Origin of the sequence: Thermus tengchongensis (genome assembly GCF_021462405.1) — a bacterium.
Classification (GTDB): Bacteria; Deinococcota; Deinococci; order Deinococcales; family Thermaceae; genus Thermus; species Thermus tengchongensis.
On sequence record NZ_JAKEDU010000021.1, the window covers coordinates 1 to 14,343 of the forward strand.

The 14,343-nt window shown below is 60.6% G+C and carries 12 protein-coding genes and 1 pseudogene; 2 read left to right on the top strand and 11 right to left on the bottom strand.

The window, feature by feature from the left end:
- Positions 1–563: 563 nt before the first annotated feature.
- From L1087_RS12780 to L1087_RS12830, 11 genes and pseudogenes are all read right to left on the bottom strand, one after another.
- Positions 564–1,811 carry a mandelate racemase/muconate lactonizing enzyme family protein gene (locus L1087_RS12780; protein WP_234559262.1) on the bottom strand — a complete coding sequence of 416 codons (1,248 nt, stop codon included), beginning with the start codon at positions 1,809–1,811 and terminating at the stop codon, positions 564–566.
- Positions 1,801–3,252: an aldehyde dehydrogenase family protein gene (locus L1087_RS12785; protein ID WP_234559263.1), complete on the bottom strand. Its 1,452-nt coding sequence runs from the start codon at positions 3,250–3,252 to the stop codon at positions 1,801–1,803. The genes L1087_RS12780 and L1087_RS12785 overlap by 11 nt, the downstream gene beginning before the upstream one ends.
- On the bottom strand, positions 3,249–4,088 hold the full coding sequence (locus L1087_RS12790) for a dihydrodipicolinate synthase family protein (RefSeq protein ID WP_234559264.1): 840 nt from the start codon (positions 4,086–4,088) through the stop codon (positions 3,249–3,251). Before L1087_RS12790 ends, L1087_RS12785 begins: the two co-directional genes overlap by 4 nt.
- Positions 4,089–4,247: 159 nt before the next feature.
- Positions 4,248–5,186, bottom strand: coding sequence for a sugar kinase (locus tag L1087_RS12795; protein ID WP_234559265.1), 939 nt, complete (start codon positions 5,184–5,186; stop codon positions 4,248–4,250).
- 2 nt (positions 5,187–5,188) lie between these two features.
- On the bottom strand, positions 5,189–5,908 hold the full coding sequence (locus L1087_RS12800; RefSeq protein ID WP_234559266.1) for an IclR family transcriptional regulator: 720 nt from the start codon (positions 5,906–5,908) through the stop codon (positions 5,189–5,191).
- A gap of 77 nt (positions 5,909–5,985) precedes the next feature.
- Entirely contained in the window at positions 5,986–6,789 is an 804-nt protein-coding gene (locus L1087_RS12805; RefSeq protein WP_234559267.1) for a fumarylacetoacetate hydrolase family protein, read from the bottom strand.
- Between the two features lie 150 nt (positions 6,790–6,939).
- Positions 6,940–7,899 (bottom strand): C-terminal binding protein, encoded by a 960-nt coding sequence (locus L1087_RS12810; protein WP_234559268.1) that lies wholly within the window; start codon positions 7,897–7,899, stop codon positions 6,940–6,942.
- Positions 7,900–7,905: 6 nt separating this feature from the next.
- On the bottom strand, positions 7,906–8,760 hold the full coding sequence (locus tag L1087_RS12815) for a carbohydrate ABC transporter permease (RefSeq protein ID WP_234559270.1): 855 nt from the start codon (positions 8,758–8,760) through the stop codon (positions 7,906–7,908).
- On the bottom strand, positions 8,753–9,601 hold the full coding sequence (locus tag L1087_RS12820) for a carbohydrate ABC transporter permease (RefSeq protein WP_234559272.1): 849 nt from the start codon (positions 9,599–9,601) through the stop codon (positions 8,753–8,755). Before L1087_RS12820 ends, L1087_RS12815 begins: the two co-directional genes overlap by 8 nt.
- A gap of 67 nt (positions 9,602–9,668) precedes the next feature.
- Positions 9,669–10,838: an ABC transporter substrate-binding protein gene (locus L1087_RS12825; RefSeq protein WP_234559274.1), complete on the bottom strand. Its 1,170-nt coding sequence runs from the start codon at positions 10,836–10,838 to the stop codon at positions 9,669–9,671.
- A 203-nt stretch (positions 10,839–11,041) separates the two neighbouring features.
- Positions 11,042–12,158 (bottom strand): annotated as a pseudogene (locus tag L1087_RS12830) (integrase core domain-containing protein).
- A gap of 146 nt (positions 12,159–12,304) precedes the next feature.
- Here L1087_RS12830 and L1087_RS12835 point away from each other — a divergent pair.
- Together L1087_RS12835 and L1087_RS12840 are read left to right on the top strand one after the other, a co-directional pair.
- The gene (locus L1087_RS12835; RefSeq protein ID WP_038041499.1) at positions 12,305–13,015 is read left to right on the top strand and encodes a (Fe-S)-binding protein; all 711 of its coding nucleotides are present in this window, start codon (positions 12,305–12,307) and stop codon (positions 13,013–13,015) included.
- A partial coding sequence (locus L1087_RS12840) for a LutB/LldF family L-lactate oxidation iron-sulfur protein (RefSeq protein ID WP_234559273.1) occupies positions 13,005–14,343 on the top strand: 1,339 nt, incomplete at its 3' end. The genes L1087_RS12835 and L1087_RS12840, both read left to right, overlap by 11 nt.

Consider the following 14,343-nt stretch of genomic DNA (forward strand, 5'->3'; position numbering starts at 1 on the left):
TCCGCGTAGAACTGGTCGGCCAGGCAGGTGATGAAGAGGGCCACGCGCACAGCCTACCCCACGGACAAACCCCCGGCCGCCTTTGCTCCGCCTAGGCCCTTCCGCGTACGCTCCGACCTTGCTGTAGCCATGTTTACCCCCTAGTGACGCTAACGGGTTTTCTCAGTATAGGCTGTCAACCGGGCTGGCCTCCCGTAGCCATGCTCCGATCCTTTGGGGGAGGATCCAGGAGAATGCCGATGTATTCCCACAGAGTGTGATCTGCAGTTAGGGATTCGGGATCGGTCACAACTGTCACAGCTCCCGGCTTGCTCTGCTTGGGGGCTTGAGGTGGGGCATGGGTGTCCCCTGCTTCCTGGAGGGCGTTAACCGAGTGGGCCCTTCGGGGTAGATGCTGCATGAGGGCCCCGCTGAGGAAACCACCGGGTTTTGGGGTGAAGGACAGGAAAACTACCAGGATCTCTACCCTAGGCAAAAGGGAAGGCAGGTTTGCCTCTACTCTTTTTGGTGGCTCGACGGCCAGGCAATTCGGTATTGCGGCGATCAGTACCATTTCCTGCTCCCTAGGCGAAGAAGGGCTCGTCTTTCTTCCGGTAGCGGTAGGCTACCTCTTCGTTGAGACTTACTCCAAGCCCAGGTTGGGGCTCCAGAATCAGGTGGCCTTCTTGGATTAAGGGAGATTCCCGTCCCGAGACTAACTCCGTAAAGAAGGGCACCTCGAGGCCGTGGTGTTCCAAAAGGAGAAAATTGGGTACCGTGGCTGCCAAATGGGCGGAGGCTAAGGTACCCAAAGGGCTTGCGATGTTATGGGGAGCGAACATAGCGGTATAGAGGTCAGCCAGCTCCGCGATCCGCCGACCTTGGTTCAAGCCAACTTTCTGTAGGTCGGGAGTCACCACCGTCAATCCCTTTTCCAAAAGGCGCAGGAACTGGTGGGGGTGGTAGTGGTTCTCCCCCGTAGCTATGGTGACGGGGCTTTGCCGCAGCACAAGGGCCAAGGCCTCATCAGCTTCCGGAGGCACTGGGTCTTCCAACCAAAGGGGGCGATAAGGGGCAAGGGCCTGGGCCAGCTTCAGGGCCGACCCTGCGCTAAAGTTCCAGTGGCAGTCGAAAGCCAAAGCCACCTGAGGGCCTACAGACTGGCGGATGGCCTCAACGATGTTCGCGAGGAGTTCGATTTCTTCTGGCTCTAAGTTGCGATTGAAGGGGTCTGTTTCATAAGGGGTCGGGATGTCCAGATCGAACTTAAGGGCGGTGTATCCTTGGCTGACCACCTGCTTAGCCCTCTCCCCATAGGCACGGGGATCTACTCGTTTTGCCTCCTCTTTGAGTCCTCCGTGGTGCTTGGGATCCACTTCGAGGTGGACTTTTGTGGTCCCGCTGGAGCTCTGCCACCAGGGAACACGGGGGAGGTGAGTACTGGAGAGCGAGTGTAAACCTGCTTCGGCGTGGCAGTCTGCATAAAGGCGGATTCGAGTTCGGTAGGCTCCACCCCAGAGTTGGTAGAGTGGGACTCTAAGGACTTTGCCTAGTAGGTCCCAAAGGGCAGTTTCAAGCCCTGCCAGAGCGTGCTGAAGAGCTCCTCCTTGGGGTCCAGCTTGGAACCCGGCGGTGCGGAGAATGCGGAGAAGCCGGTGGATGTCTCGTGGATCCTTTCCCAGAAGGAGGGGTTTGAGTTCCCGGATCAGGGCGGTAAGCCCTGGGGCAAAGAAGCACTCTCCATAACCCGTGCCCTCCTCGGCGATAACCTTGATGAAAGTCCAGTCGTAGTTGGCTTCGACCACCGCAGTCTGCACATCCTTAATGGCCATCTCTCACCTCCGGGGGTGTAATCACCAGGGTTTTCCAGTCTCCGTAGAATTCTAGGGCTGCCCACCCTTGTTCTTTGGGGCCGTACCCAGAGCCCTCGCTGCCTCCGAAAGGGGCTTGGTATTCCACCCCCGCCGTGGGTTGGTTCACGTGAGCTAACCCGACTTCTGCCTCTTCCAGGAAGCGCTTAGCTATCCCAAGGTCGCGGGTGGCGATAGAGGCAGAGAGACCGTAGCGGGTGGCGTTCACCGCTTCAAGGGCTTGCTCCAGAGAGGTCACGGGGTGTACGGTAGCCACTGGACCGAAGACTTCCTCCTGGGCTAGGAGCGCTTTCAAGTCCAAGCCTTCCAGGATAGTGGGGTCGAAAAAGTAGCCTTTTTCTCGAGCGCCTTCTCCCCCGATGAGTAGCCGTCCACCATCCCGGAGGCCCCTCTCCACCCAGCGGGCGGTTCCCTCCCAGGCGGTGGAGTCGATGAGAGGGCCCACCTGGGTATCCTCTTCCAGGGGATCTCCCACCTTGAGCTGGCCTACCTCTTGCAAAAGGGTTTCCTTGAAAGCCTCGTAGATCTCTCGGTGCACTAGGATTCTGCTAGTAGCGGTACATTTCTGCCCAGCGTAGAAGAAGGCTCCTTGGGCGATTTGACGGGCAGCTAGGACCAGATCTGCATCCTTCCAGACCACGTAGGCGTTTTTTCCACCGAGCTCTAGCTGCACCCGTGTGGCAAGGCTGGCCAACCTAGCCTTTAGGCGCAGCCCCACCTCGACAGACCCCGTGAAGGAAACCGCTCGGAGATCCTCAGCTTTCTCTAGGGCTCTGCCAAACGGTGTCCCCGGGCCGATAACCAGGTTGACCACCCCCTCAGGTAAACCCGCTTCTTCCAAGGCTTGCACCAAGTGGAGGGCTCCTACGGGGGCTAGGGAGGCTGGTTTCAACACGACTGTGTTCCCCAGAATAAGGGCAGGGGCTAACTTCCAAGTGGGGATGGCTATGGGAAAGTTCCAAGGAGTGATCAGGGCCACGACTCCTAAAGGTACCCGTTGGGTTCGCAACTCGGTTCGAGGTCGGGCTGAGGCCACTCGATAACCAAAGGGGGTATAGGCATAAGCGGCGTAATACTCCAGAATATCCATGGCCCTCCTGACCTCGGTCCGGGCCTCGAGGAGAGGTTTTCCCGCTTCCCTGGCGATGTCTCGGGCCACTTTGTCCCCCCTGGTTGCTAGTCTTTTGGCTGCTTCCTTAAGGATATGGGCTCGCTCGAGCAAGGGAGTCCTTTTCCAGGAGGGGAAGGCTTCCCTAGCTGCCACAAGAGCTTCCGTTGCTTCTGCCTCCCCAGAGAGGGGATAAAGGCCCACCACTTCCTCCAAACGTGCAGGGTTTTCTCTCTGGTACGTCTTAGGGGTTTCCTTCCATCTGCCTCCGATGAAGTTCTTGCCCTGGATCACGGTATGACCTCCTTGAGAAGGGACAGCACCCCCAAAGGGGGGGGTTCCTGGGCCACCAAGGGAGGGCGGACGCCTCCTAGCGGGATGCCATGCCGGATTTCGGCGAGGCGCTTGAGGGTTGCTAGGGAACCTGCAGCCTTTATCTGGGAGCGTATTTTGCCAAGCAAGCGGTCGAGTTCCTTCCCTTTCTCTTCTTGGCCGGTCTCTTTGAACCTCCAAAGCAAGATAAGGGCCTCGGGAACCAAGTTGGCCAAGGCAGAGACTACTCCTTGGGCATTGCGCATTTTTTCCCAGAGATTCTCTTCGGTTCCCACCCAGACTCCCCGGCCCAAAGCGAGGACCGTATCGGCATAGCCCTTCTCTCCCCCTGAGTCCTTAACTCCCCAAACTCCTTTGAGCCCAGCAAGCTCTGGGGGTACGGGCACCGCGTACTTGGGTATGTGGTAGAGCACCACAGGATGGCGGCTGGCTTCCAGCACCTTTTGGAAGAAGGCCTGCAAACCCTGCGGGGCCAGGGGTTTGTAGTAATAAGGAGGCAGGATCAGGACTTTTTCTGCGGGTAGATCATTGATGGCACGGATGCCTTCCAAAGTACTTGGAAGGTTTCCCTCCATAAGGGTAGGGACAATCCTTAAGCCTGGATTCTCACTGAAAAGATGTTCTAGCGCCGCGAGCTTTTCCCGTAGCTCAAGAGAGGGCCCTTCGCCCGTGGTGCCAAAGACCACCAGCCCCGATATTCCCTTTTCTGCTAACCAACGGGCGTGGTCCACCTGAGCTTTCAAGTCTATCGCCCCGTCGGGACGGAAAGGGGTCAGCAGGGCCGCGTAAACGCTCATCACTGTTCCTTTCTCGGGAGGCAAGGAGACCTGACCTGCTCCCTGGGAATTACAGCAAGCCAGGTTGAGCTACACGTCCAAGGTCCCCCACCTTTCTCCGATGGCATATCCGATTTCTTTGCCTCTCTCGTGACCAAAGCCCCTCCGCCTAGCATTTCCTCACCTTCCTAGGTCCCTGCGGTTTTCCAGGAAAGCGAAAAGCTCCTCTCTGGAGGGAAGACCCTCGTAATCGCCCCAGGCGCTTACCGCCCAAGCCCCCATGGCGTTGGCTATCCTTAACCGCTCTTCTAGGGGTAAGCCCCATAGAGCAGCGGCCAGGTAGCCAGCGGCAAAAGCATCCCCAGCCCCTACGGGATCGACCTCTTGACAGAAAAAAGCAGGCGACTCCCAAACCTCCCCTGCCACCCAGGCTAGAGCTCCTCGACTTCCCCGCTTGACCAGGATCTCCCTGGCTCCCCACTGGGCCAGAAGGCTCAGTCCTTCCCTCTCTGAGCCGAAAAGTACGGCGAGTTCCTCTTCTGAGGCGAAGACCACGTCGGTCAGAGCGATGGTTTCCCGAAGAAAGACCTTCATGCTCTCGGGGGGCCAAAGCTTGGAGCGGTAGTTCACATCTAGGCTGGTCCGGACCCCTAATCTTTTGGCTTCTTCCAGGGCCCACAGGGTGTAAGCTTGGGCTGAGGACGAGAGTGCGGGGGTAATCCCCGTGAGGTGGAGGAAATAGGCGCCTTCCAGATAAGATGGATCAAAGGCTCCGGGGTGCAAAAGGGAAGCAGCAGAACCCTTGCGGTAGTAGTAGACCCGGGGTCCCGTGGGGGTCATTTCCCGGACGTAAATCCCAGTAAAGCCTTGTGCTACCTTGCGAGCAAAGGAAAGATCTATCCCCTCGGCCCGCAAGCGGCTTAGGACGAGCTCTCCTAGCTCATCTTCGCCCACCCAGCCCACCCAGCCCGCGGAAATACCTAGACGGGCTAAAGCGATGGCCACATTGGATTCGGCCCCACCAATCCGCAGTTCCAGGGTGGTTTGGTGGCGCAACCGCCCAGGTCTAGGAGGAACCAAGAGAACCATGGTTTCGCCAGTGGTGACTACTGTGGGCATCCTCATCCTCCTAGTTCCCGGCTGATCCTTTGGGCGGCCTCCTTGACTAGCTCTCCCACCAGAGGGATACGCTCCTCGGGAAGGTAAACTGAGGCTGAGGAAATGCTCACCGCTGCCACCACCTTGCCCGAGCCGTCAAAAATGGGTGCGGCTACGCATCTCACCCCCGGCTCGTTTTCCTCGAGGTCCAAGGAGTACCCCCTGGAACGGCTCAAGGCCAGCTCCCGGCGGAAGTGGGCAAAGTCAGAGATGGTGTTAGGGGTTCGCTTGAGCCCGGGGATGAAGTGGTTTTGCCACTCTTCCTCAGGCAAATAGGCCACAAGGGCTTTTCCCAATGCTGTGGACTGGGCAGGAAGTCTGGCCCCGATATGGGAGGCGAACTGGAGCTCCCGATATCCGGGAAGCTTTTCGATGTAGATGACCTTGCTGCCGTCTAAAACGGCGAGATGGACGGTTTCTCTGGTTTGATCGCGTAGCCATTCCAGGTGAGGCTTGCTTACGGAGGGCAAATGAAGTTGGCTGTGGGCTTGGAAGCCCAGGCGAATCAGCTTTGGGCCTAAGGAGTAACCCTTTCGAGGATTGTGCCGCAGATAGCCTTCCTTGACCAAGGCAAAGAGGAGGCGGTGGGCAGTGCTGCGCGCCAGGCCTACTTGGCGGGCCAGCGTTTCTACCTCCCTGTACCCCTCAGCTACCGCTTCCAGCAAGGCCAGGGCCTTGGCCACAGTGAGGGTTCCCCTTACTTTCTCTTGGGGCGTCGGCGTGCTTGTGGGTTTAGGCGTGAGGCTTTTGGGTTTCACGGCTACTCCACCTCGTTTTCCAGGCTAACCTCACCCACCTGGATCCGGATGTGATCCCCAGAGGCCAAGGTGAACTCATCAGGAGGGACAATTCCTGTTCCAGTCATAAGGAAAACACCTCTAGGGAAGGCCAGTTCTCGGAAGAGCCAGGACGATAGTTCGGCAAAGGAGCGCCGCATGGCCTTAGTAGAGGTTTCCCCGATGAACACCACCTTCCCCTTGCGCGTGATGGACATTCTGATCTCCAGATTTTCGGGAATGCCTAGGCAAAGGGCAGATCCTATGGCGCACGCTCCTTCGTACACCTTGGCCTGTGGCAAGTACAGGGGGTTTTCCCCCTCGATGTCCCGGGCAGACATGTCGTTGCCTGCTGTATAGCCCACCGCTTCCCCTAAGGCGTTAAGGACTAAGACCACCTCGGGTTCGGGCACAGTCCAGCGGCTATCCCGGCGGATCCTTACCTGTTCCCCTGAACCCCTTACGCGGAAACCCATAGCTTTGAAGAAAAGTTCTGGCCTATCTGCAGCGTATACGTAATCGTACACGTCTCCTGACTTAGACTCGCTCACCCTTGCCTCACGACTTCTTTGGTAGGTGACCCCGCTGGCCCAAACCTCAACCTCGGGCTCTATGGGGGGAAGGAGGGGCCCTGCGGCCGCTTTTTGGGTGACCATGTCTTCGAGTAGCGCCTCGAGCCGGGAAGCCGGTACCTGGAGCAGAAGGCCCAAGCGAAGATCTTCAGGAAGCCAAAACCCTCTCCAAGCCCAACGTGGGCCGTGGGGCGAAAGATGACGGGTTAGCTTCATGCTCCCTCCTTTTCTGAGTTCGCAGGGTTTCGCAGAAAGCCTGACCCTTCCACCGCCGCCAGATCCACCCTAATGGGCTCGGGTTCTTCCTCCAAAAAGTGCCTTACCGCCCAAGCCCTGATACAACCACTGGTTCCTGTGAGCAGGATGCTACCCATGGGGTGTCTCCGTCACTGGGTAAAGGGGGCGTCCTGTCTGGGCCCAGTGAAGGATATTGAGAGCAGCAGTGCGTCTTAGCTCCCTTTCTGAAGCCTGGGAATACCAGGCCATGTGGGGGGTAAGAAGGACCTTGGGGTGCTCGAATAAGGCGAGAAGCTCACGCGAAGGAGGTTCCTCGGGTAGGACATCCAAGGCCACGCCCTCTAGGATCCCTTCTTCCAGGGCCCAGCGAAGAGCCGCAGCTTGTACCAGCTTGCCCCTTGCGGTGTTCACCAGATAGCTACCTCGAGGCATGAGGGCCAGGAGCTCCCTCCCTACTAACCCCTGGTTTTCTGGGTTAAGGGGGAGGTGGAGGGAGACTACCTGGCTTTCCTGGAAGACATGGGCCAACTCCTGGACCCGCTCCACACCCTCAGGCCAAGGGGAAGCCCAGGGATCGTAAGCCAAGACCCTTTGGAAAAGATCCTTTCCTTTCCAGGCTACCCTGCGGCCGATCTTGCCCAGTCCTACCACGCCTAAGGTGAGCTGGGAAGCTCTCGGAACAAGGCCTGCAACCCTATGGTCCCAGTACCCTTGGCGGACCAACTGATTTTGGGGGACGATGCGGCGGAGAAGGGCCAAGATGAGGGCCAAAGCATGCAGGGCCACCTCCTCTGTTCCATAATCTGGCACGTTCGCTACCCAGATTCCCAACTCCCGGGTGGCCTCTAGGTCCACGTTGTCCACGCCCACCCCGTAGCGGCTGATCACCTTTACTTGCGGCATGCGCGCAAGGAGCTGGCGGGTTATAGGCGTGTATTGGACGATAAGGGCTTGAGCATCTTGAGCCACACTCGGAAGGGATTCCGGGCTCGGAGCCAGGACCACTCGGAATCCTTCCGCTTTTAGGACCTGAGCCTCCACTTCGACCTCCCCCCAAATGGAATCCGTAACCACGACTTTGCGATTCATAACGCCTTAGTACTTGGTTGCCCCTGCGGTCAGTCCGGCCACGAAGTAGCGGGTGAGGAAGGCGAAGAGAAGCAGGACGGGAATGGCGGCTAGAAGAGCTCCAGCCATGAGGGGGCCCCAAAAGAAGACATCTCCTCGTACCATTTCGGTGACCAGTCCTACAGGAAGAACTTTTTCCGTGCTACGAGAAACGAAGGCCATAGCGTATATCATGTGTCCCCAGGAGAGGGTGAAGGCGAAGAGGGTAACGGTCACTAGCCCTGGGCTGGCCACGGGGAGGACCACAGTCCAGAGGGCCCGGAGGCGGCTGGCGCCGTCCACCATGGCCGCTTCTTCCAGTTCCCTGGGGATGCCCTTGAGGTAGCCCATGAGGAGCCAGGTGGCGAAAGGGACGGTGAAGGTAGGGTAGGCAGCCACCAGGGCGCCGAGGCTGTCGAAAAGCCCCCAGGAGACCATGGTGCGGGCCAAGGGGATGAAGAGGAGGGTAGGTGGCACGAGGTAGGCCAGGAAGACGCCTAAGGCCAAGCCGTTTTGTCCGGGGAAGGTGAGGCGGGTGATAGCGTAGGCGGCGGGAACACTGACAAAGAGGGTGATGAAGGTGACGGTGGTGGAAACGAGAAGGGAGTTTTTGAGCCAAATGGGAAAGTTGGAGCCTTGGAGGAGGGAGGTAAAGTGTTCCAGGGTGATGCCGTCGCGGACCCAAAGGGGCATGGCGGTGATGTCGTAGAGTTCCCGGTTGCTCTTCAAGGCGGTGAGGGCCATCCAGTAGAAAGGGAAGAGGAGGAAGAGAAGGGTGAGGAGGACGAAGAGCCAGGCGAGGGCGAGCCGAAGGTTTTGGGAGGCTCGGTGGGACCTAAGCATACTCTTCTCCTCTGCGGATGAGACGCAGGGTGAGGTAAGCAGCGATGGCTAGGACCGGGAAGATAAAGAGGGCGATGGCGGCCCCCTTGCCGATGAGGGTGCCTTGGAGGCCCACTTGGAAGGCGTAGGTGGCAAAGAGGTGGGTCATGTTCATGGGACCTCCCCGCGTGAGGATGTAGATGATCTCAAAGTCAGCCACGGTCATCACGGTGGAGTAGAGGACCACCAGGCCCAGGAGGGGTTTCAGGAGAGGGAGGGTGATATACCAGAAGCTTTGCCAGGGCCTTGCTCCGTCCACCTCGGCGGCCTCGTAGAGTTCGCGGGGTATGGAGAGGAGGCCGGCGAGGAAGACGATGGCGAAGAAGGGGAGTCCTCGCCAGACGTTAACTAGGATGACGGAAACACGGGCCCAGAAGGAGTCGCTGAGCCAGGGAACAGGGTCCTGTCCCAGGTTTCTTAGTCCCCAGTTGAGGACGCTGTAAAGGGGGTCGAACATCCACCACCAGGCTAGAGCGGTGATGGAGATGGGCACCACCCAGGGCAGGAGCATGAGGGTGCGGGCCCAGCCTGCGCGCAGCCCCAAGGCCGCCAAGGCCAAGGCCAAGGCGAGGCCCAGGATGGTTTTGAGGCCTACGGCGGTGACTGTGTAGACGAAGGCGTTTCTGGCGGTTTGCTGAAAAGTGGTGTCTTGTAGGAGCTCGCGGAAGTTGGCCAGGCCTACGAACTCTCCACCTGCCCCGATGCGCTCGTTGGTGAGGCTCAGGTAAAGGGCGTAGGCTAAGGGGTAGGCGATGAGGCCTCCCAGGACCAGGATGAGAGGGAGAATAAGGAGGAGGGCCAAGCCCCGGTCTCCTTGGAGCCAAGGGGCCCTCCTCTTTCCTACTGCTTCCACATGTTGCGCCATGGGCCTAGCTGCGGTACCTGGCCCTAAGCTCGCGCTCGGCCCAGCGGATGGCTTCGGCGGTGGGGGTACCGGTTACCGCCCGGGCGAACATCTGGGGGATGATGAACTCGACATAAACCAGCTGGGCCCCCTCGCCTGCGGGACCGGGCCAGCCGGGTATGGCCAGGGTTTCCCGGACGGGTTCATAGTGGCGTAGAGCGCGTTCTTGCCGCCAGTAAGGAAGCTGGGTGTAACGGCGGAGGAAGGGCTGGTTGTAGCCCATGGAGGCTTCCACCTGGCGGGCCACGTTCTCCGGTTGAAGGAGATGGCGGATGAGGTCCTTGGCCAGTTCAGCGTTAGGGGAAAAGTTCCAGATGCCAAAGCTCAGGGGGTTGGTACTGCGGAACCTGCCCCTGGGTCCCCGGGGCAGAGGGAGGTGGTCGATGTCGGCTGCGATGGGCAGGTTCTGCAGCTTGGCCGTGGCCCAGATGCTGGGTGGGTTGGGGGTCCAGGAGCCCACACCGGATAGCATGAAGCGGTTGTTGTCGGCATCGTCCCAGCCCAAGACTTCCCGAGGCATGAGAGGGAAGAGGCGCTTCACGTACTCAATGGCGGCGGCGGTCTCGTCGGAGTCGATAACCACCTCGCCCCTTTCGTTGACCGTCCGGCCTCCGAAAGCCCAGAGGATGGGATAAAGGCCGTCGTTGGCATCGAAGGTCTGGCTGATGGCGATGCCCACCGGGGTGCCCTGGCGATGGAGCCTTTCGGCAACGGTCAGGAAGGTGTTCCAGTCCAGCCCAGCCACAGCATCCGGGCTCATGCCCAAGCGAGCGAAATGGCGCACGTTGATGTTGGCCGGTAGGCTCCAGTGGTACCAGGGCACTCCGTACCAACGCCCTTCCACAAAGCCCACGTAGCGGGCAATGGGAAGCCAGGGCCCGTGCTCCCGTTCCACGGCGGTAGCCACATCGTCTAAGGGCAACAGAGAGGATCGGTACAAGGCGGCATCGAAGTTGCGGAGCTGCACGATATCGTGTCCGGACCGGGCGGCAGCTTCTGCGGCCAGCCGGGCGGGAATGTCCCGGGAAGCCAGGAAGTCTACTCTTGCGGCAACCCCTCGCTGGGCTGCCCAGGCCGCTACCTGGCGTTCCAGCTCAGGATTAAAAGAGGGAACGAAGTGGCTCTGGTGAAGCATCGTCACCGTCCGGGGTTGAGCTTTGACTGGTCCCACGAAGAAGGAGTACCCAAGCACAGCCCCAGCTGCCTTTAGCAAAGTGCGGCGGGTGATGAGCCTTTCTCCTTCTAACCGGATGAGCTTCTCTCCTATAACCTTGGCCTTTGGCATAGGCATCCCTCCTTTTTGGCTAGTTTCAAGGTTAGGGGGTGTATGGTCGGGTGTCAAGTGTTTGTTCCTACTATATAGGATGTAAGCTCTTTTAATGGGACACATCTGTAATTGGCCACTACATTTGAGACACCTTGGGGAACCGACCCCTCCTGCATCCTAGCCAGAAACTCCAAGGGAGCAAGACCACCCAGGGCCCTGTGGGGTCTCCTGCGGTTGTAGTGGTCAAGGTAGGCCTTGAGCTCCGCCTGGAGCTCCCTAACCCCCGTGGGCAAAGGTCGGGTGCAAAACTCCTCCCTAAAGGTCCGCTGTAGCCGCTCCACGTGCCCGTTGAGCTTGGGGCTCCGGGGAGGCAGCACAAAAAGGGCAATCCCCAAGCGTCGGCAAGTCTCCTCAAACTCCGCCATGTACTCGCTACCCCCATCCACACTGTACCGCACGGATGGGGAATGGCGCCTCGGCCACCAGTCGGGACAGAAACGCCCCAGCCACCCTCGCCGTGGCCCGGCCATGCACCTCCCCCAGGGCATAGCGGCAACAAAGGTCTACCGCCGAAAACTGCCGCACCACCTCCCCAGGCCCCAGGGTCACCCCCAAGGTGTCCACCTGGACCAGATCCCCAGGAGCCTGGACCTCGTACCCCCGGGGCTTCCTGCGGGCGTAGGGTCTCCTACCTCTCCCCCTGGCCTTCCCTCTCCCCCTCCTAGCCAGAAAGCGGGCCACGCCCTCCACCCGTCCTCTCCCCTCAAGGTAGGCCAGGATACGGCCCACCGTGCGTTCGCTCACCGCATAACCCCCCTTCCGGAGCGTCACCCAGATGGGCCATCGCCCCCAGGTGGGGTTCGCCTTCCTCAGCTCTTCCACCCGGAGAAGAAGCTCCGGCCTCCAGTGCCTCTTTCCCCGTGCACGCTTGGGGCGGCGGGACTTGGGCTTGAGCCCGGCTAGCCCCTCCTCCCTCAAAGCCCTTTCCCAACGGTAGTAGGTGGGCCGGCTGATGCCCAAAAGCCCCTGGATCTCATCCCAGCCCCGCCCGCTCGCCCGCAGGGCTTTGGCCAACTTCACCTTGCGCAGCCGTTCCTGGACATCCGGGTCGCCTGCCCCCGCTTCGGCCAGTCTCGTCCCTTGGCTAGCCCCTCGCCATAGCGTTTGGCCAATCGTAGTAAGCTGCATCTGGGGAACCTCCGCTACAGGGTCGGTTCCCCATCTTTTTATCCCACTCGGTGTCTCACATGTGTCTGTCCGGGTTCAGGCGGCTTTTCCCAACCCCGCCGAGGATCCATCCCCCTGGCCCGGCCAAACCGTTAGTATGGGGGCAAATGCGGGTAGCCCTCTTCATCACCTGCCTGGCCGACCAGTTCTACGCGGAAGCGGGAGTGGCCACGGTACGCCTCCTGAGGGCTTTAGGGGTGGAGGTGGACTTCCCCGAGGAGCAGACCTGCTGCGGCCAGCCCGCCTTCAACGCCGGCCACTGGAACGAGGCCCGGCACCTGGCCCAGCGGACCCTAGGCATCTTCCAGGATGCCGAGTATGTGGTCCTGCCCTCAGGAAGCTGCGCCAGCATGGTGAAAAACCACTACCTCGAGCTCCTTCCCGGGGACGGGGAGGCCCTTAGGCTTTCGGAGAAGACCTACGAGCTATCCCAGTTCCTGGTGCGGGTGCTGGGGGTGACCGAGCTGGGGAAGGGACTTCAGGGGAAAACCATAGCCTACCACCACGGCTGCCACGCCTTAAGGGAGCTTGGGGTCAAGGAGGAACCCCTCTTGCTCCTGAAAAACAGCGGGGCGGAGATCCTCCCCTGGGAGGCGGCCGAGGAGTGCTGCGGCTTTGGGGGGCTCTTCTCGGTGAAGCTTCCCGAGGTCTCCCTGGCCATGGCCGACCGCAAGATTTCCACCCTGCCCAAGGCGGATGCCCTCACCTCCACGGACGCCGGGTGCCTCCTCCACCTAACCGGGCGCATGGGCAAGCAGGGAAGGAACATGCGGGTGGTTCCCCTGGCCACCCTTCTATGGGAGGCGTATGCGGGTTAAGGCCAAGCTCTATCCCAAGGAAGCCGCCAGGCTCTTAAGGGAACAACCTGGGGTGCGGGAGGCGGTCACCGGAGCCACCTTGCACTTTGAGGCCAACCGCAAGAGAGCCTACCAGGAGATCGACGCCGAGGCCTGGCGGGAAAGGGCCAGGAGGGTCAAGGACCACCTCCTCACCCACCTGGACCATTACCTGGAGCTGGCGGAAAAGAGGCTTCAGGAAAAGGGCGTCCAGGTGCACTGGGCGGAAGATCCCGAGGAAGCCCACCGCATCCTGAGGGAGATCGTGGCCCGCCACGGGGTGAAGCGGGCGGTGAAGGCCAAGAGCATGCTCACCGAGGAGCTTGGGGTCAATCCCCTCCTGGAGTCCCTGGGGGTGGAGGTGTACGAAACCGACCTCGGGGAATACCTGATCCAGCTCCTGGGGGAACCCCCAAGCCACATCGTAGGCCCGGCCATCCACCTGGCCCTTTCCGATATCCAAAGGCTTTTCCACCAGCGCTTCGGCACCCCCCTGGATGCCTCCCCCGAGGTCCTGGCCGCCGTGGCCAGGAAGGTCTTGCGGGAAGCCTTCCTCACCGCCGACTTGGGCATCAGCGGGGCCAACTTCCTGGTGGCGGAAACCGGCACCCTGGCCCTCATGGAGAACGAGGGGAACATCCGCCTTGCCACCAGCCTCCCTAGGGTGCACGTGGCCTTTGTGGGCATCGAAAAGCTGCTCCCCCGGTTGGCCGACCTGGCCCTTTTCCTCCCCCTCACCGCCCGGGCGGCCACGGGGCAGCGGCTTTCCACCTATGTCTCCCTCATCCAAGGGCCGGCGAAGGAGGGAGAGGAGGGGCCTCAGGAGGTCCACGTGGTCCTGGTGGACCACGGCCGCACCGCCCTTCTCCACGACCCCGAGGCCTGGGAGGTGTTGCGGTGCCTCCGCTGTGGGGCCTGCCTCAACGCCTGCCCCGTCTACCGCCAGACCGGAGGCCACCCTTACGGCTACGTCTACTCGGGGCCCATCGGGGCGGTTTTGGACCCCGGGCTTCTGGGCCTCGAGGACACCTACCCCCTTCCCTACGCCTCCACCCTCTGCGGAGCCTGCTACGAAGCCTGTCCGGTGAAGATCCCCATCCCTAAGCTCCTCCTCGCCTGGCGAAACCGGGCGGTGGAACGGGGCCTCGCCCCCACCTGGGAAAAAGGTGCTATGCAGGCCTTTGCCAAGGTGATGCAAAGCCCAAGCCTGTACCGGCTCCTCTCCAAGGCCCTAAGGGGCTTCCCCCTGCCCCAAGACCTCCTTCCCCTTCTTAAGGCCTGGACCGAGGGGCGCGGCCCCTTACAGCCCA

Coding starts and splice junctions, on each gene's coding strand:
- L1087_RS12780 (WP_234559262.1), bottom strand. CDS start 1,811: ATGGCCATTAAGGATGTGCAGACTGCGGTGGTCGAAGCCAACTACGAC.
- L1087_RS12790 (WP_234559264.1), bottom strand. CDS start 4,088: ATGAGCGTTTACGCGGCCCTGCTGACCCCTTTCCGTCCCGACGGGGCG.
- L1087_RS12795 (WP_234559265.1), bottom strand. CDS start 5,186: ATGCCCACAGTAGTCACCACTGGCGAAACCATGGTTCTCTTGGTTCCT.
- L1087_RS12805 (WP_234559267.1), bottom strand. CDS start 6,789: ATGAAGCTAACCCGTCATCTTTCGCCCCACGGCCCACGTTGGGCTTGG.
- L1087_RS12810 (WP_234559268.1), bottom strand. CDS start 7,899: ATGAATCGCAAAGTCGTGGTTACGGATTCCATTTGGGGGGAGGTCGAA.
- L1087_RS12815 (WP_234559270.1), bottom strand. CDS start 8,760: ATGCTTAGGTCCCACCGAGCCTCCCAAAACCTTCGGCTCGCCCTCGCC.
- L1087_RS12825 (WP_234559274.1), bottom strand. CDS start 10,838: ATGCTTCACCAGAGCCACTTCGTTCCCTCTTTTAATCCTGAGCTGGAA.
- L1087_RS12835 (WP_038041499.1), top strand. CDS start 12,305: ATGCGGGTAGCCCTCTTCATCACCTGCCTGGCCGACCAGTTCTACGCG.